At 49.9% G+C, this 24,783-nt stretch carries 19 protein-coding genes, 13 tRNA genes and 2 rRNA genes; 6 read left to right on the forward strand and 28 right to left on the reverse strand.

Going from position 1 to position 24,783, the window contains the following annotated elements:
• Positions 1–3: 3 nt before the first annotated feature.
• The 13 genes from KJS69_RS20470 to KJS69_RS20525 all read right to left on the reverse strand — a co-directional run bounded on the left by KJS69_RS20470 (position 4) and on the right by KJS69_RS20525 (position 14,957).
• Positions 4–609: a zf-HC2 domain-containing protein gene (locus KJS69_RS20470; RefSeq protein WP_213585657.1), complete on the reverse strand. Its 606-nt coding sequence runs from the start codon at positions 607–609 to the stop codon at positions 4–6.
• A gap of 66 nt (positions 610–675) precedes the next feature.
• Complete coding sequence (gene sigW / locus KJS69_RS20475; RefSeq protein ID WP_213585658.1) at positions 676–1,248, reverse strand: RNA polymerase sigma factor SigW; 573 nt, start codon at positions 1,246–1,248, stop codon at positions 676–678.
• A 228-nt stretch (positions 1,249–1,476) separates the two neighbouring features.
• On the reverse strand, positions 1,477–4,272 hold the full coding sequence (gene ppc / locus KJS69_RS20480) for a phosphoenolpyruvate carboxylase (RefSeq protein ID WP_213585659.1): 2,796 nt from the start codon (positions 4,270–4,272) through the stop codon (positions 1,477–1,479).
• Positions 4,273–4,479: 207 nt separating this feature from the next.
• Positions 4,480–6,726 (reverse strand): S-layer homology domain-containing protein, encoded by a 2,247-nt coding sequence (locus KJS69_RS20485; RefSeq protein ID WP_213585660.1) that lies wholly within the window; start codon positions 6,724–6,726, stop codon positions 4,480–4,482.
• A gap of 284 nt (positions 6,727–7,010) precedes the next feature.
• Positions 7,011–7,080 (reverse strand) — tRNA-Gly (locus KJS69_RS20490).
• A 214-nt stretch (positions 7,081–7,294) separates the two neighbouring features.
• On the reverse strand, positions 7,295–8,533 hold the full coding sequence (locus tag KJS69_RS20495; protein ID WP_213585661.1) for an ABC-2 family transporter permease: 1,239 nt from the start codon (positions 8,531–8,533) through the stop codon (positions 7,295–7,297).
• A gap of 32 nt (positions 8,534–8,565) precedes the next feature.
• Positions 8,566–9,438, reverse strand: coding sequence for an ABC transporter ATP-binding protein (locus KJS69_RS20500; protein WP_306434422.1), 873 nt, complete (start codon positions 9,436–9,438; stop codon positions 8,566–8,568).
• Between the two features lie 39 nt (positions 9,439–9,477).
• On the reverse strand, positions 9,478–10,269 hold the full coding sequence (locus KJS69_RS20505; RefSeq protein ID WP_213585662.1) for a hypothetical protein: 792 nt from the start codon (positions 10,267–10,269) through the stop codon (positions 9,478–9,480).
• Positions 10,205–10,789, reverse strand: coding sequence for an RNA polymerase sigma factor (locus KJS69_RS20510; RefSeq protein ID WP_213585663.1), 585 nt, complete (start codon positions 10,787–10,789; stop codon positions 10,205–10,207). Before KJS69_RS20510 ends, KJS69_RS20505 begins: the two co-directional genes overlap by 65 nt.
• 463 nt (positions 10,790–11,252) lie before the next feature.
• The gene (locus tag KJS69_RS20515) at positions 11,253–12,581 is read right to left on the reverse strand and encodes a neutral/alkaline non-lysosomal ceramidase N-terminal domain-containing protein (protein ID WP_213585664.1); all 1,329 of its coding nucleotides are present in this window, start codon (positions 12,579–12,581) and stop codon (positions 11,253–11,255) included.
• The gene (locus KJS69_RS20520) at positions 12,578–13,816 is read right to left on the reverse strand and encodes a hypothetical protein (protein WP_213585665.1); all 1,239 of its coding nucleotides are present in this window, start codon (positions 13,814–13,816) and stop codon (positions 12,578–12,580) included. Before KJS69_RS20520 ends, KJS69_RS20515 begins: the two co-directional genes overlap by 4 nt.
• Before the next feature lie 131 nt (positions 13,817–13,947).
• Positions 13,948–14,163 carry an alpha/beta hydrolase-fold protein gene (locus KJS69_RS30300; protein WP_374706687.1) on the reverse strand — a complete coding sequence of 72 codons (216 nt, stop codon included), beginning with the start codon at positions 14,161–14,163 and terminating at the stop codon, positions 13,948–13,950.
• Positions 14,164–14,213: 50 nt separating this feature from the next.
• A complete protein-coding gene (locus KJS69_RS20525; protein WP_213585666.1) occupies positions 14,214–14,957 on the reverse strand; it encodes an SDR family oxidoreductase in 744 nt (247 codons plus the stop codon).
• Between the two features lie 195 nt (positions 14,958–15,152).
• Between KJS69_RS20525 and KJS69_RS20530 the strand changes: the two genes are divergently transcribed.
• A complete protein-coding gene (locus KJS69_RS20530; protein ID WP_213585667.1) occupies positions 15,153–16,037 on the forward strand; it encodes an AraC family transcriptional regulator in 885 nt (294 codons plus the stop codon).
• Between the two features lies 1 nt (position 16,038).
• On the opposite strand, the gene KJS69_RS20535 is transcribed toward KJS69_RS20530, so the two are convergent.
• The gene (locus tag KJS69_RS20535; RefSeq protein WP_249730632.1) at positions 16,039–16,920 is read right to left on the reverse strand and encodes a helix-turn-helix domain-containing protein; all 882 of its coding nucleotides are present in this window, start codon (positions 16,918–16,920) and stop codon (positions 16,039–16,041) included.
• Positions 16,921–17,118: 198 nt separating this feature from the next.
• Between KJS69_RS20535 and KJS69_RS20540 the strand changes: the two genes are divergently transcribed.
• From KJS69_RS20540 to KJS69_RS20560, 5 genes are all read left to right on the forward strand, one after another.
• Entirely contained in the window at positions 17,119–18,516 is a 1,398-nt protein-coding gene (locus tag KJS69_RS20540) for an extracellular solute-binding protein (RefSeq protein ID WP_213585668.1), read from the forward strand.
• Positions 18,517–18,591: 75 nt separating this feature from the next.
• The gene (locus KJS69_RS20545) at positions 18,592–19,506 is read left to right on the forward strand and encodes a carbohydrate ABC transporter permease (RefSeq protein WP_213585669.1); all 915 of its coding nucleotides are present in this window, start codon (positions 18,592–18,594) and stop codon (positions 19,504–19,506) included.
• Positions 19,503–20,366 carry a carbohydrate ABC transporter permease gene (locus KJS69_RS20550; protein WP_213585670.1) on the forward strand — a complete coding sequence of 288 codons (864 nt, stop codon included), beginning with the start codon at positions 19,503–19,505 and terminating at the stop codon, positions 20,364–20,366. The genes KJS69_RS20545 and KJS69_RS20550 overlap by 4 nt, the downstream gene beginning before the upstream one ends.
• A 53-nt stretch (positions 20,367–20,419) precedes the next feature.
• Complete coding sequence (locus tag KJS69_RS20555) at positions 20,420–21,682, forward strand: DegT/DnrJ/EryC1/StrS family aminotransferase (RefSeq protein WP_213585671.1); 1,263 nt, start codon at positions 20,420–20,422, stop codon at positions 21,680–21,682.
• A gap of 15 nt (positions 21,683–21,697) precedes the next feature.
• The gene (locus KJS69_RS20560; protein ID WP_213585672.1) at positions 21,698–22,711 is read left to right on the forward strand and encodes a Gfo/Idh/MocA family protein; all 1,014 of its coding nucleotides are present in this window, start codon (positions 21,698–21,700) and stop codon (positions 22,709–22,711) included.
• 283 nt (positions 22,712–22,994) lie between these two features.
• Here KJS69_RS20560 and KJS69_RS20565 read toward each other — a convergent pair.
• The 14 genes from KJS69_RS20565 to KJS69_RS20630 form a co-directional block, all read right to left on the reverse strand.
• Positions 22,995–23,068: transfer RNA gene (locus KJS69_RS20565), tRNA-Gly, on the reverse strand.
• Positions 23,069–23,111: 43 nt separating this feature from the next.
• Positions 23,112–23,188: transfer RNA gene (locus KJS69_RS20570), tRNA-Pro, on the reverse strand.
• 28 nt (positions 23,189–23,216) lie between these two features.
• Positions 23,217–23,293, reverse strand: a tRNA-Arg gene (locus KJS69_RS20575).
• Between the two features lie 5 nt (positions 23,294–23,298).
• A tRNA-Gly gene (locus tag KJS69_RS20580) sits at positions 23,299–23,373 on the reverse strand.
• A gap of 69 nt (positions 23,374–23,442) precedes the next feature.
• Positions 23,443–23,522, reverse strand: a tRNA-Leu gene (locus KJS69_RS20585).
• A 7-nt stretch (positions 23,523–23,529) separates the two neighbouring features.
• Positions 23,530–23,605, reverse strand: a tRNA-Lys gene (locus KJS69_RS20590).
• A 64-nt stretch (positions 23,606–23,669) separates the two neighbouring features.
• Positions 23,670–23,744, reverse strand: a tRNA-Gln gene (locus KJS69_RS20595).
• A gap of 12 nt (positions 23,745–23,756) precedes the next feature.
• Positions 23,757–23,832 (reverse strand) — tRNA-Thr (locus tag KJS69_RS20600).
• A 34-nt stretch (positions 23,833–23,866) separates the two neighbouring features.
• Positions 23,867–23,942 (reverse strand) — tRNA-Val (locus KJS69_RS20605).
• A gap of 6 nt (positions 23,943–23,948) precedes the next feature.
• A tRNA-Glu gene (locus KJS69_RS20610) sits at positions 23,949–24,020 on the reverse strand.
• Positions 24,021–24,024: 4 nt separating this feature from the next.
• A tRNA-Thr gene (locus KJS69_RS20615) sits at positions 24,025–24,100 on the reverse strand.
• Position 24,101: 1 nt separating this feature from the next.
• Positions 24,102–24,177: transfer RNA gene (locus KJS69_RS20620), tRNA-Asn, on the reverse strand.
• A 167-nt stretch (positions 24,178–24,344) separates the two neighbouring features.
• Positions 24,345–24,461 (reverse strand): 5S ribosomal RNA (rrf, locus tag KJS69_RS20625).
• A 96-nt stretch (positions 24,462–24,557) separates the two neighbouring features.
• Positions 24,558–24,783, reverse strand: a 23S ribosomal RNA gene (locus tag KJS69_RS20630); the annotation flags it as partial.

Here is a 24,783-nt window from a genome sequence, read left to right on the forward strand (position 1 = left end):
TCATTATTTGGAAATTAAAGAGAGGGCTTCGTTTAATTTGAACCATAACCAGCCCAGAGCCTGATCAATTTCCTTAATTTGACCGGATATGCTTGCTGTAGAAGCCAGTTGGTAATTACCGTCAATGACAAAGACACTTCCTTGTATATCCCCGTCAATTTGTATATTGCCGTTCTTGATCATCAGGTCTCCTACGACCGTATGCCCGCTGGGCACATAGACCGTATTTCCCTGGATAATCACTTGATCCAGATCTTTTCCTTTAACGACCAAATCCGTATCCTGATTCCAAAGTGTTAAAAAGCTGCTTAACATGACAAGCAAAAAAACAGAAGCTACGGATATGGCGGGATGGCGTTTAATCCATTCGATCCACCGGCTTGTTTTGCTTGGTTCCGGGAGGCTGGCCATAATGCGGCTGGTCAAGCCATCAGGAGTTGACTGGCGCGGTAACGATCTGACCATCGCTTCAGTACGTTCCATCTGATTAAACCATTGCTTACAGTCCGGACATGCAATCAGATGCTCTTTTAACTTCAGCGAATCGGCCCCATCTAGATTCCCGTCCAAATATTCGTGAATCCATCCAGAGGCTTTCTTGCAATCCATAATGTGCCGCTCCTTTCCTCCAATGTTTAATACCATACGAAGCAAACGTCAAAATGTTTCACTTTTTTAACCGCCGAATTCCGAAGCTAATTTTTTCCGCAAATATTCTCGTCCCCGGTGAACCCTCGTTTTGACGGTAGTCACCGGCATTCCCAATATATCTCCGATTTCCTGCAACGATAAATCATGTAAATATCGAAGGATAACTACAGATTTATATTTCTCAGGTAACGCATCAATAGCCGAGCGTATTTGCTGCTGAGTTTCCGACAGAAGGACTTGGCCTTCCGGCGTTTCCTCTTCACTAGGCAGCAAAGAATACCAATCGGCGCCTTCGCCTTCTGGCATTTCCGCGTCTAACGAATAATTTGCTTTGCGTTTGCGTAATTGATCGATACATAAGTTGGTCGCAATCCGGTATATCCACGTAGAGAATTTCTGATTCTCATCATACCGGTGCAAATTTCTATATACACGCAAAAAAGTTTCCTGCACAATATCCTCAGCAGCATGGGCTTGGCTAAGCATGCGATAGGCCAGGTGATATATTTTATCTTTATATAGATCTACTAACTCCGCAAAAGCTCTGCGGTCTCCATTACGCGACAGCTTGGCCAATCGCGTTTCCAGATAATTCACTGCCATTCCCCCAGCACATATTTCGCCCCTGCAGATTAATTGCTTAACGATTAATAATCATAGTCCCCAAACTGGTAATCACCATACTCTAAAACATCGAACCGTAAAAAGTTCCCTTTAGTATCGTAATCGAACCGATCGCAAAAAGCAAAAGAAAAAGTCGGGTCCCATCAAGGAACCCGACACATCAGAGATAAGCTTCCCAGCTTGGCTCTTTACGCTCTTCGATCAGCCCGTATTGCGCATCCCCGCCGCAATTCCGTTAATAGTGAGAAGCACTTCACGAAGCAACGTCGGATCGTCCTCCTGATTATCGCGAATCGTTCTTATTTCCGTTAACAGCTCTACCTGCATGAGGCTGAGCGGATCTACATAAGGATTCCTTAGACGTATGGACTCCTGCAGATTCGGATCATTGTCCATAATATCCTGCTGACCGGTAATAGCTAATATAATGTCCGAAGTCAGCTTGTATTCATTATGAATCAGTTCATGGATTCGCTCCGCTATCGACTGATCCTTGACCATTCTTCCATATTCTTTAGCAATGTTCAAATCGGCCTTGGCCAGAGCCATCTGCAGATTATCGATAGTCGTACGGAAGAACGACCATTTCTGATACATCTCTTTCAGAACTTCCAATTTCTCGGCTTTGCCTTCGTAGAAGCTCTGTAAGCCCGTTCCCGCAGCGTACCAGGCCGGAAGCAGATAACGGCACTGGGTCCATGCAAAGACCCAAGGAATCGCCCTCAGATCTTCGAATCGGTTGCTGTTATTCCGCTTGGAAGGACGCGAACCAATATTAAGCTCCCCTATTTCAGAGAGCGGTGTCGCTTCTCTGAAGAACGCCATGAAATCTTCATCTTTGAAGATCAGATCCTGATACTTCGTCTGAGAGGTCTGAGAGATGTCCTCCATGATATCTTCCCAATCCGAAACCAGTTCTTCGTTATGATCCAGCTTGGCGTACATCCCTACCTTAATCAAGGCAGAGGTGGCCTGCTCCAGACTGCGGTAAGCGATCCCCTTGACGGAGTATCTCTGGGAAAGCACTTCTCCCTGCTCCGTTATTTTGACGCCGCCTCCCAATGTTTGTGGAGGCTGAGCCATGACGCTCCGGTACAGAGGCATTCCCCCTCTTCCCAGCGCTCCTCCCCGACCATGGAAGAACTTCAGCTTCACCTCATATTGATTAGCCATTTCCGTAATATTATTCAGTGCCGAACGGAGTTCCCAATTAGCGGTCAGAACCCCGCCGTCTTTATTACTGTCGGAATAACCGAGCATAATTTCTTGAAGCTGACCTAGGCTGTTCAGGCTGTCCCGGTAGGCCGGGATTTCAAACAAAGTACGCATGATCTCCGGAGCCGCATGAAGGTCATCCACCGTCTCGAATAAGGGGACCGGCTGCAGAGTACAGTGAGTCTGTCCATCTTCTTCACGGCGGTATAAGCCAACCTCTTTGCTGAACACCATCACTTCAAGCAAGTCACTGGCCGCTTCCGTCATGCTGATCAAATAGCTGGAGATACATTCCTGTCCAAATTCCTGCTGTGCTTCCTTGATGGTTCTATATACATCCAGACATTCCTGGGTAGATTCCGAATAGTCGATATACGGAGAGGTAATCAGGCGCGGATCGTTCAGAACTCCTGTCAACAGACGGATCTTGTCCTCTTCGCTCAGCCCGGAGTAGTTAGGAACAATCCCCATTCGCGCCAAAACTTCAGTCATCGCCGATTCATGCTCTTTACTGTGCTGACGCACATCCAGCTTGGCCATATGGAAGCCGAATAGCTCTACTTGTCTAATCAGCTTGAGCAAATAATGATCGGCCACAAAATCCGCATAATGGTTTCTCAAGCTTCGTTCAATCACTTCTAAATCATCAATAAATTCTTGTGCTGACTTATATTTAGCATGCTCGTTAGCATGGCTATGAGCCGTATTTTGAATCTTCTCAAGCATATAAGTCAACTTGATCCGGTAAGGCTCCTTCTCGTTACGCCAAGGATCCTCCTTCTTTAATTCGATCAAGGAGCGATCTTTCTCGATCGACAGGAGCAGTTCCTCTGTCACATTGACAATATTTTTACTAAAGCTCATATGGCTGCCCATTTCCCTCAGAGCCGCCTCATACTTGTATACGGCCACTTCCCGGTGCATAAGCAGCGTTTCCCAAGTAACGTTCGCTCTTACGGAAGGGTTGCCGTCCCGGTCCCCGCCAATCCACGAGCCAAAGCGCAGGAAGTTCGGAACATGCCAATTCTCCCCCGGATAATATTTCTCCAGGCAGCGTTCCACTTCCGCATAAACATCAGGCAGAACATCAAATAAGGTTTCGTCAAAGTAATACAAACCATTCCTGACTTCGTCCAGAACGGTAGGCTTTCTATCCCGCAGCTCATCCGTTTGCCATAACGTAAGCACTTCAGCCAGTAATCTTTCCCGCAGCTGATCTCTCTCCCGGATAGTGAGCATAGGGTTGTCCAGTTCCATAACATCGTCCGAAATCCGACGATGAATATCCAATACAGCTCTCCTCGTCGCTTCAGTCGGATGTGCGGTAATAACCAGCTCCAAAGAAATCCGTCCCATAATTTCTACAACTTCTTCTACAGACAGATTCCTTTCCTTAAGGGTCTTAACTGCACTCTCGATCGATCCTGGCTGAATGGCTTCCCCTGCTGAGCGTTCATAATCTTTCTTACGGCGAATCCGATGATTCTGCTCCGCAATGTTTACCAACTGGAAGTAAATGGCAAAAGCACGAATCACTTGATGGCGGATATCGGGATCAAATGATCGGATCGTTTCTTTAATTTCACTATATACATCCGGATCAAACTGCGTACGCAGTGTTTTGCTCATTTCTCTAATCTTCTCAACAATGTCCAGCAGCTGATTACCGCCTTGATGCACTAAAACATCACCCAGAATGTTCCCCAAAAAACGAACATCTCTGCGCAACAAGCTGCTTGGCTGGTTTTTTCCTGCCGCTTGCACTTGCGACTTTTCCGACATTTCCTTCACCTCGTTTTTCGTCATAACCCAGAAGTTTACGATCGAACAATTTCTCTACATTTCTTTATTTTATCATAAAAAACATCAATGCAGGTACATCTTTGCAGGATTTAGCAAAATGAATGCTTTATCATTAAAAAAAGAACCGGCGTTCATCCTGGGTTCGACTCGAACGTCCAGGCAGCGCCGATTCTTCTCTCTATATTATTACTTCGGTTCCACGATAAATTCGGAATACGTAATATGAGTGCTTTCTTCATATCCTACCGTAAGAACAATGACCTGTCGTTCCCCCGTTTGCTCGAAAGGAGTAAAGTTGAACTGTACGGTATGGAGTAGCGGGTCATAAATAAAGGTATTAATCTCTACTTCCTCGTAATTCCACCCGTTTTCATCCGCACGGAATTTGTCTATAACGACGCTGTGGATTTCGGGGGCATATTTCTCATTGCCATAAACAATCCAATCAGGCTCTCCGAACAACTGAAACACCATTTTGCCGTTCGTGCTCGTTACACTTTTAATATTGTCGCGTCCGAACTGAATTGTTTTCCGAACACTCACTTTTGAATCGGAGACCGACCGGGCCACTACGTCCACTTCTTCAATCCATGTATACCAACCCGAATGAAGCTCGCCGGTTTCCGCATCGATCGTCAGCGGATAAGGTCTGGGATTGCCGTCATAATCCCAGGAATCCCGTTCTCCTTGAAATTCCAGGCTCCAGACGACTTGTTCCCCGTCCAATAGATTGTTGTCCTCATCGTATACAGCCGCCTTCAATATGATCGGCTCCGGTTCAATTACTCCATCTTGCGTATACTGGGGCTCGAAATCGTTATATTTAATAACGTCCGGCGCAGAGATAACAATATGGTCGACCATTCGGTCAATCGACGCCTGCTGAAGTTCGAAATTCAGTTGAACAGGCTTATCCTTGACTACGGTCACCGTATCCGATAACGCTGGCAAATATCCGTCCTTTGTAACCGTCAGCGTATAAGTCCCTTCCGGTAACTGGTTAAAAACGTACTTTCCGTACTGGTCGGTCTTGGTCGAGTAAACCGTATCGGTTACCGTTACAACGGCATTGACGATCGGAGCTTTCGACACATCATACACGCTGCCGTATACAGATTGCTTCTCTATCGGCTTCGGTTTATTCACAAAACCGCCGGGGGATACAGTAATTTGATAGATGGAGTCTTTCCCGGCGCCTTCAACTACGGCAGGCCGTTTGTTAAAGGAAGACCCTCTGGCCCCTTCCCCGATGACCGCTTTTTCTACACTGCCTTCGCCAGAAATGTAAGCGATGGTTTCCAGTATTAAACTTGCGATTTTGGTTTCGTTTCCGGACAGTTCGATATGAACCCGATCTGCCTGCACCACAACCTCGTCGAACATGCCGGCAAGCACAATTCTGCTTTCCTCCGGAAGCTCAGAGGAGATGACTAAGCGGCGCAATCCGGTTTCGGCCTGCTCGATTTTGGCCTCGGACATAAGGATAACTTCTTCCGCTGTCGTGCTGCCTTTGGCCACCAAACGAACGATTCCTTCTTTTTTATCCACAATTATTGTCGTAAACGTACTGTTTTCCAAATGAACGGAGTTCTCCCCGCCGCCGTTAACGATCGTTTGCCCTTTTACCGTTACGTTATGAGCAAAAACGTCCCCTTCCCCGATTTTCGCATCGAGCAGCAGATCGCCTTCTATCGTTACATTCTGCAAGGTTGCTCCGGGAGCGGCAATCGTCACATTTCCCGTTATGACCTCGATGCCTTCCGCAGGACCGTAAGAACCTTCACGATCGTATACACGATCGGCTTTCGCCGCTTTTATTTCGAGGGTTCGTTGAAGAACTACGACGGTTTCGGCACGTGTTATCCTCTGTTCCGGACGAAATGTCCCATCTTCGTAGCCGTTCATAATTCCGCTGGAAACAACAGATACTACAGCCTCGCGACCCCAATTTGCGATTGATTCCTCGTCTTTAAATTGGCTTAATCCGTTTGGCGAAGCTTGTGATGCCTGCACCGGCAAAATACGTTCGATTATGACTGCGGCTTCCTGACGGCTTATCGGCGTATCCGGACGAATGGTATTATCATCATAACCCGTAGCATATCCGGCGTATACTGCCTTGCTTACCTCGCCATGAACCCAATCCAGCGGGCTGATATCGCTGAAAGATATAGATGCCTTATCGCGAAAATGGAATGAACGGTTTACGAGCGCCATAAATTCGCCTCTCGTTATTTCCTGCTCCGGTTTAAATGAACCGTCCGCATAGCCGTCTATGTAGCCTTGGTTCATCCATTCCGTAATTTGTTTGCCGGCCCAATGTCCCTCCACATCGGAAAATTGGCTGGCAAAAGCGTTCCCGAAAGGCATGATTACCAGGAGGGTGATCATAAAGAGAACCAATTTTTTCGCCAAACTATGATAACTTCCCATGTTGTTACCTCTCCTTCTCTATCTATTTAAAATCGAGGCTATTCCCCCTCTTTTTTTATCGGTTTGCCATCCGCGAACTATTATATAAATTTTACATCAGTATGCTTAATCCCATCATTTGCAGCACCATCCTGCGCTTCAACAATGCCCGTTACCGCCGGTATTCTAAAAATGCTAAATAAAGCGAATAATTGTAAATCGTTGCTCTATTATGCTTTACGCGCTTTACCGGGCCCACGCGCACAAAAAAACCGCCAAATGGCGGTTTAGCTATTAATTATGAAAGCGGGTGATGGGAATCGAACCACGCTACCAGCTTGGAAGGTTGGAGTTCTATCATTGAACTACACCCGCAAGGCTGCTTATTTTACTTTCGTTACAAATCAGGCCTGAAAAAATGTTCGGTCGGAATTATTTGGATATAAGATTTCTTTGGAAACCGACAAGATTCATGCACCTACTGTACCCACTACAACTCGAATCATGTGTGTCATTATAATACATGTGGAAACGAAGTCAAAAAAAGTGCTGCTGAAACCGATGAAAAAACGTTACGACTTTCATTCAGCTAGGCAACCTGACGTTTCTTGAATCCTTGGTAAGCGAAAGGCAGCAGCATAACAATAACGATTACCGCCACACCAACCATAACCTTGTACTCCGGAATCAGCTGCCCCAAAATATGGAACACTTCGTATCCGGTTACTCTTTTAAAACTATCAATCATATTACTCGGCAGCAGATGCATCATATGATTAAACAAGCGGCTGCTTTTGCTAGCCGGGATAAACATCGGACCGATAAGGAAAATTCCGATTGTAACAATAACTGGAAAGGAACTACTCATCCGGCTGGACAGCCATAGCGTAACCGCTCCCACAAGCAGACAGGCCAGACTGCCAATTAAGACCACCCATAAATACGTTTGAAAAACAGTGTATGGAACAGGAGCCAAAAGATCGATCATCTGCACACTGGCACTCCCGCCGTCGAATCCATAGATTCCCAGTAGCAGGAGTGTATAGGTCGTCAACGCTAAAACAAGTAGTCCCAAGGACACTATGAAACTGGCTTTCAATTTGGCGGCAATAACCTTGTTGCGACCATAGCGAGAGGATAGAATGATGGAATCAGCCCCACTCTGGTATTCACCAGCGAACACGGGAGCGAGACAGATCGCGATGACGAAAGCGCTGATTAAAAAGATACTCCGTAGATTCTGAAACACCTTTTCCCAACCGGTAACATAGTCCATTTGGAAAGGAACAGGAATGCTCTCATTCATCTTTATAAAGAAGGATTTATCTTCCATCGAATAGTTTCCATAGGAATAATCGAAATTCAAATATCCGTTAACCTTCTCCATCCGCTTCCGGTAAAAATCTTTTGCGTCATTTGGGCTCAATTTGTCGATAATATAATGATCGTACTCCCTCACAGGAGAAAAAGCAAAACGAATCAAAGTATCAATCTGTTCATCCTTTACTGCATATTTTGCATAGGCCTCATTGGTAATCTCTCCTTTTTTATTAAGATTTTTCGGATCATGCCATGTTTTATTATACCTTTCAACCGCATCTGCTACTTTTTCCACAGTTAAAGGGCCGGCAAGTTGACGGTTGTACTCCTTTCGCAATTGGATAGCTGCTATTCCAGATAAATCCTTGCCGTCCCCACCTGTTATTGACGCATCCGTAACCATCACACTTGTCAAGAATATGGCCGCTAATACCAAAATCGCAATCCCTGCATAAAACGATTTCCTTCTCATTATTTTTCTCAACTCAAACCGAGTCAGAATATCCATGAGTCGTGCCCCCTATTTTTCTTCACCAGCCACTACAGCCTGTCATCTTGAAAATGGTACAGATACAAGTCCTCCAGCGTCGGTGTAACCGATACTGCGTTATTCACAGGCTTTACCGCCGATACGAGGCGTAATTCCACCTGATCCCCTTCGTGCCGCAAATTGCTCACACAGTAGCGGGCTCTCCACTCCTCCGCCTCTCTGGACGGTACATGACACGCCCATACATAACCTTCCATTGCAGCTGTCAACTGCTCCACCGTCCCGGTCATCAACAATCCTCCCTGCTTCATCACCAAAATCTGGTCAGCGATGTACTCCACATCCGAAACGATGTGCGTCGAGAGGATAACGATCTTGTCCCGGGCCAGATCGGCGATGAGATTGCGGAAGCGCACCCGCTCCTTGGGATCCAGCCCCGCCGTCGGCTCGTCCAACACTAGCACCCGGGGATCGTTCAGAATGGCCTGGGCGATGCCTAGCCGCTGCCTCATCCCCCCGGAGAAGGTGCGGATTTTCTTGCGGGCCACCTCGGACAAGGCCACCGTCCGCAGCACTTCCCTAGCCTTGACCTTCGCCGCTGACAGGGTCAGCCCCTTCAGAGTTGCCACATACCAGAGAAACTCTTCAGCGGTGAAATCCGGGTAGTAGCCGAAGTCCTGAGGCAAATAACCCAACAGATCGCGATAGCGTTCTCCCATCCGACCTATTTCCTGGCCATTCATTTCAATCGTCCCCGATGTGGGGTTGAGAATGCCGCAAACCATCCGCATCAGGGTAGTTTTCCCCGCTCCATTGGCCCCCAGAAGGCCATATACACCGCTGGTCAAGCGAGCCGAAATGTTCTCCACCGCTTTTTTTGCGGAAAACTGCTTACTTACCTGGTTTAAGCTCAATTCCAGCATAAGCATTTCCTCCTCATATTTCCCTTCCTAATCAGAACTTCAGAAAACCGGTCGAGATACCACCTCTATACTTTTGCAAGTCGCCCGCAGCTTGCGTATCTCGACGGCAATCCCTGCTGTCGTAAGGAGCAAAAGTATCAGCCAACCTCCCACAGTGGAGTTTTTGTAAAGCTGCAAAGAAGGGGTAAATGCCAGAATCACTTGCACCAGCACAAGAAAACCCCCATAGATCATGCAGTAATACCCGCAGTTCATCGTTCGCACACGATTCAGCAGCACCAGGCATCCGAGGCAAGTCAGATTGAACGGCACAAGCAGGTAAAGCAGCATGAAGGAGATCTCCTGCTGAAGCTCTACGCTAAAAAAAGCAGCCAGCAGTACTAGGCATACAATATCCGCCATCCCTAAGAGGCTCATACGAACCATTGTTAGCTTTTCCAATGAATATTTAGTACTCAACTCAATCTCTAGCATATTAAAGCTTAAAGAGCGAGTCAGCGTCTGAACCCCCGCCAGAGCCAACAGCGGCGTGGCGATGGAAGCCAGCATGAGAAGCTGCACGTCCCCCGACCACCTCCCCGCCTGCAGAGCGTTGTGCACGAGCATCCCTATTCCCAGAACAATCAATAATTGCAAGCCCCACACCTTCTTGCTGATGAAACGAAGCTGTACAAAATAAAACTGGCGGAAAGACATCCTTCGGCTCCCTTGGGTCTGACGCAAAATATACGCCGCCCCTTCGATAGTTTCCTTCATCCGCTGCCGGTCAATGGGGGGTGAAAGGTATTCCCTCAGAATATCGGGGACAGGGGCTTTCGGTGGCTTGTTCATGGGCTTCCCTCCTTTCCCAGTGCTGCTTTAATGCGTTTAAACCACGTTTCACCCGGTATTGCACCATGCAAATATTCACTCCCGTAATTCGGGCAATGTCCCGGAAGGTCAGATCCAGACAAAATCGCATGAATATCAGTTCCCGCTGCTCTTCTGGCAAGGTCTGGAGCAACTGATGCACCAGGTGCTCGTTATCCACCCGCTCCTCCATGGATGGCCTCTGCTCGGCCGCTCCTCCCGCCTCCTCCCAGGGCAAGGCCCGCCATTTCCCCATATGGTCGCTGCACAAATGACGGGCAATGGTATATAAGTAAGCGCGGCATTTCCCGGCATCGGTATAGCGCTCGATATGACGGCAAAAGCGATAGAAGGTTTCTTGGGTCAGATCCTTTGCCTCCTCCTGATCCCGAACCCTCCAGTAGCAATATTTCTGGATACTGGCGTAATGCCGCTCAATCAGCAACGTCAGGTAGTGCGTTTCCCCTTGCTGGATTCGCCTGATCCATGTGGCCTCTTCCAACCTGTTCCCCTCCTCTCTACTATGTATAACTTTTTTTCGCTTAAAAAAAGTGAAGTTAAATTGTGACATTTTTGTGAACAAGTGTAGAGACTTATGATTCATATGAATCAGCCTGCATATGAGGTGACCCGGAAGCAGCAGTCAACTCCCGCCGCGAATTCAGGACATGGATAAACAGCGCCTGGGCGTTAACGTGGGGAAGAAAATTACGCCTATCTAGAGGGGAGCAAATCGAGGCATTGGTAAACACGGTTTGCTCAAAAGCGACAAACAACCACAAAAGAATGAAAGCCGGTCAAGAGTAACATCTTGTACCGGCTTTTTTGCACAACTTACCTTCGTATGCAAATCAGGCTGCCCTTTCAAGTAGAATTGTCTTCTCTTTCCATCAAGTGTGAGCTGGGCGACTGCCTCTGGTCGATCAACAGCGCGCAGGGGCTGAACAAATTCGAGGAGCTGGTGTTCAAGGGGCTGTGCGGTTGACGTTCGCAGCTTCGCTGCCGTTCATGAAGCGGACGATCCCGTCAAGCATGCATGGTTCCACGGAAGGGTCGAACGGAGCGGCCATGCCGAAATACTTCGTCGATTCGTCCGCTTCGTAGCCTCCTTCGTCGATTTGCTGCGCGGTCGGAACGTAGCCGATCATGCCGTTACTGTAAGCGATCGGGAGCGTGCCGGAAGAGGACGTCTTCTTGACGAACAATCCGTACTCCACCACGATTTCCGCGTTCATCGCCAGCAGAGATAGCCCTTTGGCCAGTTGGACGTACGTTAGCTCAAGCGGCAACTCGGGGGCGAGCCGTTCGGGATTGTCGAGCAGCATCCGGCTCCATTGGCCGATTATTTCTTCTCTGCTTTTCAGCTTGTTTAGCTCGGAGCGGCTCGGCAGTTTGCTGAGCGGAAGCGGCAGCGTCTCGCTGCGTACCTGCAAGGGGAGCGGGCTGAGCGGCTTCATCGGCTGCTCCGTGACAGACAGTACCGCTTCGGCCAATTTGGCGGCAAACGAGCACACGTCCCGATCCGACCCGAAATAAAAATTTCCGTCCCTGATCAAGTTCGGTCCCACGTCCCCGCAGCACCCTTGCAAGTAGACGGCAACGGTTTGTCCGCCAGACGCCTGCTCCAACTGCTCCATCGCCACGCCGGGAAATTCCGGGGAGATGAGGTTGTCGGACGTAATGGTCGGATGGCAGGCATAATGCACCCACAGCGCCTTTACTTCATCATCCGCATTGCAGAAACGGATGACGGTCAGCTCTGGGTCGTTCGGCCCCGATTCGTTCGGAGCGATGACGATTTTGTCGCCCTTCCGTTTTCGGCGGTTTATATTCAGGCGGTGCTCCGCCTGACCGCGTTCGATGACGACCGGCTCCAGCCGGGTCAGCGCCTGACTGACTCCGTCCATCAGCTTCTGTTCAAGAAACTCGATATAGCCTTTATCCATGACGCCGAGCAAGGGTGCGAAGCGTTCGCTTGTTTGTGGTCCGGAATGGGTATGGGTGCCGTGCAAAATAATGGCGTCGCCGGGCAAACCGAAGCGCTCGCTTAGCTTAAGCTTCAGCGCAGCCGTCACATCCGAGCCCCACCACAGCAAGTCGGCGGACACGAGCAAGGCCGAGAAAGCTCGGCCGTCGTCATCGCGGGATTGAAAAAGTAACACTTTGGCATATAGCGGATGGGAGATACCCTGGAAGGCGCCTTTGTTTTTTCGGCTGGCGAATCCCGCCAGGGGAATCGGACTTGCCGGCGTGATGTCCATTTTGGCCGTGCCGAGAAGCAACGTCGTGTTCATTGTATAAACTCCTTGTCTTTGACCTGATCGTAAAAATGCCGCCACCAATCCGGGTCTTCGCTTACGTAAGCCGGCCGGTTGTCGGCCAATTTCCGATAAGCCTGTTTGGCCAGTTCAAGCGTTTCCTGCACGCCGCCGAGCTGGGAGACGATCCACTTTTTCCCAATATGCGCATGCAGCACTTCATCCGCCCAGTCATAATCGTGGAACGTTGCCGCCAGACCGTAGCCGCTCTGCTTCGCGATTTCCCATTCGTACTTCTTCCCTTTGTCTCCGGGCATCAAGCCGAATTCGATGTCGTACAGGATGGCGTGTCGTTCTTCCGGCGTAAGCAGCGTATTCAACTCCAGCGAGAAGTTGACGCGGATCGGCAGTTCGGTCCAGTCGACCCCGTTCTTCATGAAGGCCACTTCGCCCATCATCGAATGGCGCGCTTCGTCCCAAATTTGCCTGCCCATATCCTTGTAGTACTCCCACGGCTTATCTTGCGTCTGCGCCACGATCGAGCACTGCATTTCCGGTACGTCGATCTCGCGCAGCCGTTTGTAGAACAGCGCCCATACCCTTTCCTTAGGGTCGCGCTCGCGATCGAGATAAAGCTCATCCGCGGTCAGCACGCTATTGTACAGATCGGTGAAGCGTTCGTCCCGTCTGGGCGTCAATTCGAGTTTGAGCGGTGCAGCCGCCCGAGGTGGGGGAAGCTCGGCATTCTTCGAAGCGGCGGACTCGTTGCCCAGAATGCCGCAGGCATGACACAAATAGGCCGATATATGTTCCGTCCACGCCTTTTGCTCTTCCTGCCGCTCCTTCGTCTGAACGTGCGTTGCAAGAGCCTCTTGCAACCATTGTGCCATTTCCGCCTCTTCGATTGCCATCAATTTGAGCGTCCGGCAGGTCGGCTGGTCGACCAGCGGGTTAGTCAACCGTTTATGCGCGGCGTACGCTTCGGACAACGCGGCGCGAATGAGCGCCAATCCCGTCAACAGTTCTACGGTAGTGTCCGCATTCAGCGCTTCGTCCATGAGCCGCTCCAGCTTGTCATCGGGAGCTTGATCCAGATGCAGCGGAGGCTTGCGCATTTCCGACACCCTCTTGCGCAAAGCGGCGATGTGTTCAGCGTCCAGCCAAATATGCAGGCTCATCGCCCCTTTGACTTCCCATTCCGGGGTGCGGTTCATGTGCCAGATCATCGTATGGTACAATCTTTTTTTGACATAATGGATGCGTTTCAGCATCGTGACGTTTTCGTCGACCGAAAGGCCTTGTACGGCAGCCTCGTCCACTGAACAAAGACCGGCCAAGTTCGGAATGCGTTTATTTTCTTGCATGATCGTATCCTCCTCTTAATGAACTTCCCGCTGCATTGTCATAGTGAATAGTGAAAGCGCAAATGCTCGGCGATGTTGGCGATCCAGTAAGCCCAGTCGTGTTTTCCTTGCTTTTCCGCATAGTGATGGAGAATGCCTTGCGCTTCAAACCGCCGATGCAACAGACGGTTTTGCTCGATATACGGGTCTGATATACCGCAATCAAACCGGGGCGAAGCGCTCCGGCACGATGAGCCGGTACACTCTGCGAGAATTTAAAGACGATGACTCCAGCAGATGCGACGACCAAACGAACCCGGCCATCTCAACGCCCATCCTCGGGCTCCGGCACGATCGTATCCACATCGCGGATGGAGCGAAGCACGATTTCCCTGACGACGCAGAAATCATCCGTTTGCAGCACGGAGATGACCGCTCTGGCGATGTGATCCGCCGTCAAAAACAGCTCTACCGGCGGCTTGCTGTCGCGCGCTTTGTCCCAAAACGCCGTATCGACGCCTCCGGGATATACCGCGCTGACGCGTACGCCGCAAGCGGCGGCCTCTTCCTGAAGAGCGGCGGTAAAGCCGCGGACCGCGAACTTGCTGGCGCAGTACACCGACTGCCCCGGCACGCCGTTCATCCCGGCGGTTGAAATAATATTGACGATATGGCCGCGGCGGCCGTTTTTCATATGCAGCAGCGCTTGCTTGCTGCCGAGAATCGTTCCTTTCGCATTGACGCTCAGCATCAAATCGATTTCCCGCTCGCTGATGTCGAGCACAGATTGATGCCTGGCGACGCCGGCGTTATTGATCCAGACCGATATGCCGCCCCATAACGCCGCGACCGTATCAACCGCGCCCGCGATAGCCGATTCGCTGACCACGTCGAGGGTAATCGCGAGGTGCCGTCCTGCCGGCAAAGCCGCGCAAGCCTCTTTCAGCGGCGCTTCATCGACATCGCACAGCGCAACCTTTGCCCCCGTGTCGATGAGATGCCGGGCGATGGACAGGCCAATCCCCCGCGCGGCCCCGGTGACAACGCAAACCTGATCTCTCAAATTCATAAGCAAACCCTCCCGGTAATGGTTTGTACCCTTATCTTAATCCCGGCCGGGAGCGATTGCATCGTAAAATCCGACTATTTACTTATAAATTTCGACTGTTGTTTTTATGTGTTCAATTGGACTGTACCAAGCAAAAGCTGTATAGTATCATTTAAAAATATATATAATCCGACTGTACGAAGGAGTGTGACCAGCATGAAAAAACCCGTCTCTCTCGCCGAAACGGTCGTAACGCCGTTCGTTCGTCAGGCCGATTACGCATCCCGGCTGCCGTGGTCGTACGGGGAACGAAAATTGCTGGATTACCTGATCGTCTATATCGAGCATGGACATTGTCGGTTTACCGTCAATCACCATATTTACGATCTTCGTCCGGGCGACTTCTGTCTCGTCCAGCCGGGCGATTTGCTGCTGCTGGAAGGATTGACGGCAACCCGGACACCTTTTGCCCATCTCGATTTTTTCTACAACCCGATGCGCGAGCAGTCGTTTCCGACAAGCGCGGGCATGATCAACCTGGAAAGCTATGCCCACCTGCTACAGCCACGATTGAACGATTTTCCCGGTATCGCTGTGCCTACTGTTTTTCGCCCGGCACAGCCCTCGCTGTTCCAAAACAAACTGATGCGTCTGATCGGCAAATGGAAAGAAGGTACCGCGCTCGGCAACATCGAGGTACAGCAGCTCGGAATCGGGCTGTTTCTCGATCTTGTCCAGATGTTCGGCGAGTCCATTGATAATAATGAAACGCCCTCTGTGATGCTGGAAAGAGTATTGTCCTTTTTATCGCTGCACTTGAACGAATCGATTACGGTGAAGCAGATGGCCGATCTCATCCCCTTGTCTCCTTCGCGCTTTACCGCCGTTTTCAAAGAGAAGTACGGCATCGCGCCTTACCGCTATTTATTGCAGCTCCGTATAGAGAGAGCGATCCAGATGATAAAAACGGAGCCCGGGCTGGGGATCGCGCAAATCGCCGAGTATTGCGGCTTCAACAACGTCCAGCATTTTTCGCTGGCGTTTCGGAACATGACCGGAACATCGCCTTCGCAGTACAGGGAACAAGCTCGCGACAAGTAGGTTATGTCTGTTTTGTTTTACGATAAGCGCCGGGCGGCAGCCCGGTCTTTTTTTTGAACGTTTTGGAAAAATGATGAATGTCGGCAAACCCGCAGTACGAGGCAATTTCCTCAAGCGAGAGGGTGGAGTTCTGAAGCAAGGCGCAGGCGTGGTTCACGCGCAGCTCCATCAGGTAACGATGCGGAGTCGTACCGAATTGCAGCTTGAACAAGGTACAGAAACGGGAAGGGGACAAGTTTGCCCGTAGCGCCATATCGGCTATACTCAAAGGTTCGGAAAGATTGAAATGGAAAAACGAGGTGATCCAGTTAAACGAAGGGGTCGAAGGCCCCGTTTTCGCCGAAGAGGGGGCAAAATCTTCGAGAATCGACAGCACGAGCGCGGTGGCGAGATGCTGCGCCTTCAACTGCCGGATCGGGTCTTTGTGCCCCCAGCATTCGACCATGTCCAGCATCGTATCGCGGAACTGCAACGGCCGTTTCGGCTCCAACTTGACGGGCACCCCAATGCCGAGCACGTCGTCTAGCCTGGGCTGCATCAGGTGGGCGTAAGCGGTCAGGTCGATTTGTCCGGCGAGCGTCGGAAAGCTGTCATGCCGTTCGGGATTGTAGAAAATGTCAAAATGTGCAAACGGCGTAATCGTATTGGAAGTCCCGATCAAGGACTGGACGGTGTTCGGCTGCAGCAGGCAAAATTCCCCGCTGACAAACTGATATTGTACCCCGTCAGCCTCTACCAGCATTTCTCCCTCTTGAACATAAATGAGCAAATAATCGAGAAGGCGGCGAATCGGCGCGCACCAGGGTTTGCGGATCGCATAATCACTTTCGCGGATAAACGGGACAACTGGCGATGCATCAAGCAGTTCGGACAAATTGCTCACGACAACCACCCTGATTGGTTTATTTTACTATAAAGATAACAAAATTAGACGGACATGAAAAGTTGTTTTTGACAAAAAAGAAAGTAAGGCGGAACAATGCTGGGAGGCAAATTAATCGCTATATTAAAGATGCGGTTGTATTGCAAGTAAGCGAAATGAAAGGGGTTACAAAAATGGAAAAATGAAAGGGGTTACGAGATGGGAAAAAGAAGGAATTACAAAGTTTGGCACGTTATCTTGCTGGCATTTGTCTTCTTGGCAGCATCGGCTTGCGGCGGCAATAATAGCGGCAAAACACCCGAAGATGCGCAAGGTGCGAACGGCGGAAAAGAAGGGAATACTTCGGATGCCCCATCCGCGGACGAACAGACGACTTTAAGCGTTTGGTGGTTTCCGTTATGGAAAGGAAGCGACGAGAAACAGGACGGATGGGTAAAGGAAAAAGCCAAAGAATTTATGAACATGCATCCGAATGTTACCAAAATCGATATTGAGATGCTGGATTGGAATAACGGGATTCAAAAGCTGGATGCGGCCATAGCCGCAGGAAGCGCGCCGGATTTGAGCTACATTGATTTGGCCTGGCTGCCTAAATATTTAAAGCAGGATATGCTCGTACCGATCGATTCCTATATTGATAAAACAGACGCAGCGGATTTCTATAAGAGTACGACCGATTATGCAACCTATAACGGAAAATTGTACGCTTTTCCCATCCTGATCGCTCCGCGTGTATTTTATGCAAACAAGACCATGTTGGAGGAGATGGGGCTTGCCGACAAGCTGCCACTTCAAGGGGACCGTGCATGGACAGTCGACCAGTTTAAAGAGATTGCGGCCAACTTCCCGTACAAAAAAGACAGCAAGACGTATTACGCGACTCAAATCAGCACAAACCAGGCGGATTGGCAACACCTGCTGTGGTTCTGGAATTTTGGCGCCGATTTGTACAATAGCGATGAGAGCAAATTTACGTTGAATTCACCTCAAGGCGTACAATCTTTGGATTTCTTGCTCGATATGAAGAAATCGGGGGCGTTTAAATTTATTGCCGGTGGTGCCAAGCCTTTGAATTTCTGGGCCGGCGATATGGCATTTTTCCCGGATGTGGCATATACGGAGGAAAAAGTGGAAGAGTTGTTGGAAAAATCCATACCTGCGGATAAAAAGATACCTGAAGTGGTAGCTTTGCAATTTCCGACGGGGCCGGACGTTGCCAAGGCGAAAACGTATTCGGGCATCGGAGGCATTCCTGTATTTAAACAAAAAGGTAAGAATGAGAATCATACGAAAATGGCGATGGAATTTGCCAAATATTTGACCAATACAGAAAATGTGAAAGCGGCCGAGAAGATCGGCTCGTTCCCGACAAGAATTTCTTCCGGGGATGTATTCGGCGGGGACGAAAACGCGAAAGTGGCTCGTTATATGATGCAAGACGGCAAAGATCTGGGGCGCGGCGAATCCACTAGCAAAATTTTGATCAGTCTGATCAATCCGGAGCTTGATGCGGCATTCGCCGGTAAGAAAACGTCGAAGCAGGCGCTGGACGACTTAGCGACGAAAGCGAATGAAGTCTTGGACGGCGGCAAGTAGTTCGTATATTTTTGTGAGAGAGTTTGCAGGAAACCGTATGCCCTTTCACATCCCAAGAACAAGAGGGGAATCGAGATGAGTCGGACAAACAATTTGAATATAACGAACAAGAAAAACGGTATAGATCGAAAGTTAAAAAAGAACTTATGGGGATACTTCTTTGTATTGCCGGAGATGGTCATATTCCTTATTTTTGTGATCATCCCGATATTAAGAGGACTTTCCTTCAGTTTTCTCAACTATAACGTATCCGGTTCCACGTGGGTGGGATTGCAAAATTTTGCCGATGTGTTCAAGGACGATATATTCTGGATCGCTTTAAAGAATACGTCCATCTACACCGTGCTGGTCGTTCCCGGAGGCGTTGGTGTTGCCCTGATGTTATCATGGCTCATATTTCCGTTATCCCCCAAACTGCAGGCCTTCTTCAAAGCGGCCTATTATTTGCCTGGCGTCATTTCCGGCGTAGTGGTCGCTCTTGTGTGGAAGTGGATCATGGACCCTGAGACGGGATTGCTCAATTACGCCCTGTCTTTTATCGGATTGGGCCCTTATCCATGGCTGTCTCATCCGGATACGGCTCTTTATTCCTTGGTGCTTATAGCAATTATGGGGGGACAAGGGGCGGCCGTTATCATTATTACTGCCAATATGGGAGCCATACCGGCAAGCTTGTACGAAGCGGCGCGCATCGACGGAAGCAGCGCGTGGCATCAGTTCCGGCACATTACCCTCCCTCTTTTGAGACCTACCCTGCTGTATTTGTTCGTTGTCGGGATGATCGGCTCTTACCAGGTTTTCGAAAGCGTATATGTCTTGACGGGCGGCGGTCCCTATTATTCGACAACAACCATTGCCTATTTGATTTATTCAAGCGCATTTGATTTCTTTGAATTCGGCAAGGCATCGGCTGCTGCAACCGTGCTTTTCGTCACGATTTTTATTCTTTCGCTCATCCAATTTTACGTATTCCGGGAGGATAAAAAATGATGAATACCTCTAATCGATTGCAGCGGAGCCCTGGCATAGCGCTGGCGGCAATGGCGAAAATTGCGGTTTATGCACTTCTTACGGCATGGGCGCTTGCTATATTGTTCCCTATTTATTGGATGTTCCTTACTTCTTTGAAACCCGGTTCCATGGTGCTGGATGTGCCTCCGCAATTGATTCCCTTGAAGGTTACCTTACAGAATTTCAAGGAAATTTTCGATACCGCGCCTGTTGCACGGTGGTTTTTGAATAGCGTTATCGTCACCGTTGCCGTTACTTCCGGTGCCCTGATCAGCGATTCGATGGCGGGCTATACTTATTCACTCATAAAACCGACAGGATATCGCATATTCTTTTTTATGATTCTGGGATGCATGATGATCCCTGACCAAATTCGCATTGTTCCGCTATTTATTATGCTGAAGGACCTGAATTGGTACAACACGTATGCAGGATTGATCGTTCCGTTCATGGGGTCGGCCATCGGTATGTTCCTGATGCGTCAATATATGAGCACTTTGCCGATTGAATTGATGGAGGCGGCCAAAGTCGAGGGCTGTAATGAATTCAAGATCTTTACGAGAATCGTGCTCCCCCTTTCCAAACCCGTCATCGCCGTGGTTGCCATCACTTCCTTTGTCGGCAACTGGAACGGTTTCTTGTGGCCGCTGATCCTTACAAGCTCCACGGACATGCGCACGTTGCCGGTCGGCATTGCATCATTGCAGGTGCAATTTGTAACCAATTACGGGATCATGATGGCAGGAGCGGCTATAGCGGCGATTCCCGTCATTCTCATATTTTTTATGTTTCAAAAATATTTTGCCAAAGGGATCACATTAGGAGCGGTTAAAGAGTAACCGAAATTAACGGTGATATAAATAAAAATATGACTACTTGGAGGGAACCGAGCATGAATGCGTTCAAAAAATCCAAACCGGCCATTTTGGGCGGGAATCCTTTTCCATCAAATACTTGGCCCCGTTGGCCTTTTGTCAGCGAGGAAGATATCCGGAGAGTGACCGACGTTCTAAAATCGGGCAATTGGTGCCGCGCTTTGTTTGCGCCGGATTCCGAAGAATCGATGACGGTGCGCTTCGAGCAAGGGTTTGCCCGTATGCATCAAGCCAAATACGCGGTAGCTTGCGCCAACGGAACCGCTGCCATAGAAATTGCCCTTCGTGCGGCTGGTGTGCAACCGGGGGATGAAGTGATCGTCCCCGCCTATTCCTTCGTCGCCTCCGCAACCGCAGTCCTTCAAATCGGCGGGCTGCCGGTATTCGCCGATATCGAACGCGACACTTATTGCCTCGATCCGGCAAGCGCCGAACGGTACATTACCGCGAATACGCGCGCGATCGTTGTGGTGCACATGGCGGGTCGGCCGGCGAATATGGACGCTATCGGGGAGCTGGCGAAAAAATATAATCTCGTGATTGTCGAGGACAGCGCGCAGGCTCACATGGCGGAATGGCAACGGAGACGTGTCGGAGCGATCGGCGATGTAGGCACGTTCAGCTTTCAAAATTCCAAAAACATGACTTCCGGCGAAGGCGGGATCATCATCACCGACAATCCGGATATTGCCGAAATGAGTTACTCCTTGCAGCATATCGGCAGAAAGAAAGGGCGTCCCTTTTACGAGCACCATTATGCCTGTTGGAACTACAGGCTAACCGAGATTCAGGCGGCGATCTTGATCGGTCAAATGGACAGAGCGGAAGAACAAAACAGGAAAAGGCAGGAAAATGCCAAATATCTCAAGCAATTAATGGCCTCGATCAAGGGCCTTGAAATGCTTCCCGATGACCCGCGCGTAACGAACCACGGCTATCATTTGTACATGTTCCGGGTGGATCGGGAACAATTCGGTTTGGACCGCGATACTTTGGTTAAAGCGCTCGCTGCGGAAGGGGTGCCCTATTTCGGCGGATATCCGATCCCGTTGTATAAAAACCCGTTATTTCAAGAGAAAAACTTCGGGGTAAACGGCTTTATAGAAGGAAAAACGATCGATTACCGGTCGACGCATTGTCCCGTTGTGGAGCAGCTTTGCCCTGTCACGATGGGCTTCGCCCAAAACGTGCTGCTCGGAACGAAGGAAAATTTGGAAATGCTTGTCGAGACGGTACTCCGTATTCAAAAACATGCCTATGAAATTGCAAAAACGGTGTAAAGGGGAGAGACAACGATGACTATTTCATTTGCTGTAGCGGGAAGCGGCTGGGTTGCAGGGGAATATATGAAGGCCATCGCGGCTCAACCGGACGCGCGGCTGTATGGCGTCGTATCCAGGCAGCCCGAGCATGCCCGTTTGCGATTGGCCGAGTTGGGCTTGGAGGCGCGTGTATTCGAGCGCTACGAGGATATGATCGCCGACCCGCATGTTGATGCGGTCGTGCTATGCTCCACGCCGGACGTAAGGGAGCAGCAAACGATTTTGGCGGCGCGGCACGGCAAGCATCTCGTCATCGAGAAGCCGATGGCGATGGACAAGGAAAGCTTATGGCGAATGGCCGAAGAAATCGCCAAGCATCCGGTGCGAACGGTCGTAAGCTTCGTCCTGCGCTGGAATCCGATGTTCGATAATGCCAAATCGCTAATCGATGACGATGCGCTGGGCAGAGTGTTCATGGCCCAAATCGATTATTGGCACAATATCGGCCCGCACTATGCGCAATACAGGTGGAGCAGCAAAAAAGCGTTGGGCGGCAGCAGCATGCTATCGGCCGGCTGTCACGCGGTGGACGCCATCCGATATTTCGCCGGCGATATAGAAGAGGTTTCCGCTTACGGCTGTAAAGCATTGGCGGATTCCGGCTACGAATTTGACCCGAACGTCATCGCCGTATTCAAGCTGAAAAACGGCGGCATCGGCAAAGTATCTTCAGCGCTGGAATGCAAAACGACATATAAATTCAACATTCATTTGCTTGGGGAGAAGGGCTCGATCATGAACAACCAATTGTTCACCCACAAGCTTCCCGGCCAGACGGAATATGCCACTATACCGACCATTATGCCGGACAGCGGAGACGTGTCGCATCACCCGTTCGCCCTCGAAATCCAGGAATTTGTGGAGTCCGTTGGGCACAATAAGCGGACGCGCTGCGACTTTTTCGACGCTTTCAAGTCGATGGAGGTTTGTTTTGCCATCGACGAATCGCTTGCAACCGGGGCGAGGATCAAGCTTCCGTTCGGGTAACTTTTTGCAAATCCATCATTAAAATCAGGAAGAAAAGGATAATAATGGACGGGACGGCGGACCGGCTATGATCCGGTTCCGCCCAAACAACCGAATCGAGACGATTGAAAAGGAAGGGGTCCGGTTTCAGCTTGTCCCACTCATCTTTTTGGCTTACGTACCAGGCATCCATGTGCTGGCAGATCATAATGCCGTAAGCCTTGGATTATTTCGTATTCATTTCTCAGCACTTTCTACAAAAACAAAAAAAGCCTCATGTATCAAGGCTTCTCTACATTCATTATGGAGCGGGTGATGGGAATCGAACCCACGCTACCAGCTTGGAAGGCTGGAGTTCTACCATTGAACTACACCCGCATATACAATAAGCTTTTTGCTCTACTCTCTCAAGAATTTTAAATGGTCGGGACGACACGATTTGAACATGCGACCCCCTGGTCCCAAACCAGGTGCTCTACCAAGCTGAGCTACGTCCCGATAATAATGTTCTAAGCTGTTAAGAAAATGGCGTGCCCTGAGAGATTCGAACTCCCGACCTTTTGATTCGTAGTCAAACGCTCTATCCAGCTGAGCTAAGGGCACATATATGGAGCGGACGACGGGATTCGAACCCGCGACCCTCGCCTTGGCAAGGCGATGCTCTACCACTGAGCCACGTCCGCCTGTCAATCTTTCAACAGCACGACTTATAGTATAACAAATTCTTTCTTTAAAAGCAAGTGTTTTTTGTATGCGCGTGGAGGGACTTGAACCCCCACGGTTTCCCGCTAGATCCTAAGTCTAGTGCGTCTGCCAATTCCGCCACACGCGCATAAAAATGGTGAGCCATGGAGGACTCGAACCTCCGACACCCTGATTAAAAGTCAGGTGCTCTACCGACTGAGCTAATGGCTCATACATGGCCTTCGATAAAATAATCAAATGACCATTAAGCTTAACTTCACTTTAAAGAATGAAGTGGCTGGGGATCCAGGATTCGAACCTGGGCATGACGGAGTCAAAGTCCGTTGCCTTACCGCTTGGCTAATCCCCAACAGTATGAGCATGGTGCCGTCGAGAGGACTTGAACCCCCAACCTACTGATTACAAGTCAGTTGCTCTACCAATTGAGCTACAACGGCATATAGTATGTCCATTTACTGCAATATTATACGATGGTGGACGCTGACGGGATCGAACCGCCGACCCTCTGCTTGTAAGGCAGATGCTCTCCCAGCTGAGCTAAGCGTCCTCAATATGACCCGTACGGGATTCGAACCCGTGTTACCGCCGTGAAAGGGCGGTGTCTTAACCGCTTGACCAACGGGCCGGACTGGAGCTTCCAACCGGGCTCGAACCGGTGACCTCATCCTTACCATGGATGCACTCTACCTACTGAGCTATGGAAGCATGGCTCCCCGAACAGGACTCGAACCTGTGACAACTCGGTTAACAGCCGAGTGCTCTACCGACTGAGCTATCAGGGAATATTCGCTTGGCCACGTCCTTCCGCACCGGTTGAGCCACTTCTCGAATCACTTCGAGGTCGGCATCGGAAACCACTGCTTGGGTCGAGCTAGCTTCTTGACATTTCATCGATCAAAGATTCCGCATACTCTCCGATCGGAGAGATGACGTCTTCTTTGATATATCCGCTTGGCAACGTCCTACTCTCCCAGGACCCTGCGGTCCAAGTACCATCGGCGCTGGAGGGCTTAACGGTCGTGTTCGGGATGGGTACGCGTGGTGCCCCTCCGCCATCGTCACCAAACTCCGTTCGATCCTCTCGAACGTCTATTCAGGGTTATTCCCTGAAAACTAGAAGCGAATGCTGCTGCATCATCCATTAGATGGTTGTAACTTTACTTTGGTTAAGCCCTCGACCGATTAGTATTCGTCAGCTCCATGCATTGCTGCACTTCCACCCCGAACCTATCTACCTCGTCGTCTACAAGGGGTCTTACTAAATTGGGAAATCTCATCTTGAGGGGGGCTTCACGCTTAGATGCTTTCAGCGCTTATCCCTGCCGTACTTGGCTACCCAGCGATGCCTCTGGCGAGACAACTGGTACACCAGCGGTACGTCCATCCCG

This window comes from Paenibacillus sp. J2TS4, assembly GCF_018403245.1.
Taxonomy (GTDB): domain Bacteria; phylum Bacillota; class Bacilli; order Paenibacillales; family NBRC-103111; genus Paenibacillus_L.

Coding starts and splice junctions, on each gene's coding strand:
- KJS69_RS20470 (WP_213585657.1), bottom strand. CDS start 609: ATGGATTGCAAGAAAGCCTCTGGATGGATTCACGAATATTTGGACGGG.
- ppc (WP_213585659.1), bottom strand. CDS start 4,272: ATGTCGGAAAAGTCGCAAGTGCAAGCGGCAGGAAAAAACCAGCCAAGC.
- KJS69_RS20485 (WP_213585660.1), bottom strand. CDS start 6,726: ATGGGAAGTTATCATAGTTTGGCGAAAAAATTGGTTCTCTTTATGATC.
- KJS69_RS20495 (WP_213585661.1), bottom strand. CDS start 8,533: ATGGATATTCTGACTCGGTTTGAGTTGAGAAAAATAATGAGAAGGAAA.
- KJS69_RS20500 (WP_306434422.1), bottom strand. CDS start 9,438: ATGCTGGAATTGAGCTTAAACCAGGTAAGTAAGCAGTTTTCCGCAAAA.
- KJS69_RS20505 (WP_213585662.1), bottom strand. CDS start 10,269: ATGAACAAGCCACCGAAAGCCCCTGTCCCCGATATTCTGAGGGAATAC.
- KJS69_RS20515 (WP_213585664.1), bottom strand. CDS start 12,581: ATGAACACGACGTTGCTTCTCGGCACGGCCAAAATGGACATCACGCCG.
- KJS69_RS20520 (WP_213585665.1), bottom strand. CDS start 13,816: ATGCTGAAACGCATCCATTATGTCAAAAAAAGATTGTACCATACGATG.
- KJS69_RS20525 (WP_213585666.1), bottom strand. CDS start 14,957: ATGAATTTGAGAGATCAGGTTTGCGTTGTCACCGGGGCCGCGCGGGGG.
- KJS69_RS20530 (WP_213585667.1), top strand. CDS start 15,153: ATGAAAAAACCCGTCTCTCTCGCCGAAACGGTCGTAACGCCGTTCGTT.
- KJS69_RS20540 (WP_213585668.1), top strand. CDS start 17,119: ATGGGAAAAAGAAGGAATTACAAAGTTTGGCACGTTATCTTGCTGGCA.
- KJS69_RS20545 (WP_213585669.1), top strand. CDS start 18,592: ATGAGTCGGACAAACAATTTGAATATAACGAACAAGAAAAACGGTATA.
- KJS69_RS20550 (WP_213585670.1), top strand. CDS start 19,503: ATGATGAATACCTCTAATCGATTGCAGCGGAGCCCTGGCATAGCGCTG.
- KJS69_RS20555 (WP_213585671.1), top strand. CDS start 20,420: ATGAATGCGTTCAAAAAATCCAAACCGGCCATTTTGGGCGGGAATCCT.
- KJS69_RS20560 (WP_213585672.1), top strand. CDS start 21,698: ATGACTATTTCATTTGCTGTAGCGGGAAGCGGCTGGGTTGCAGGGGAA.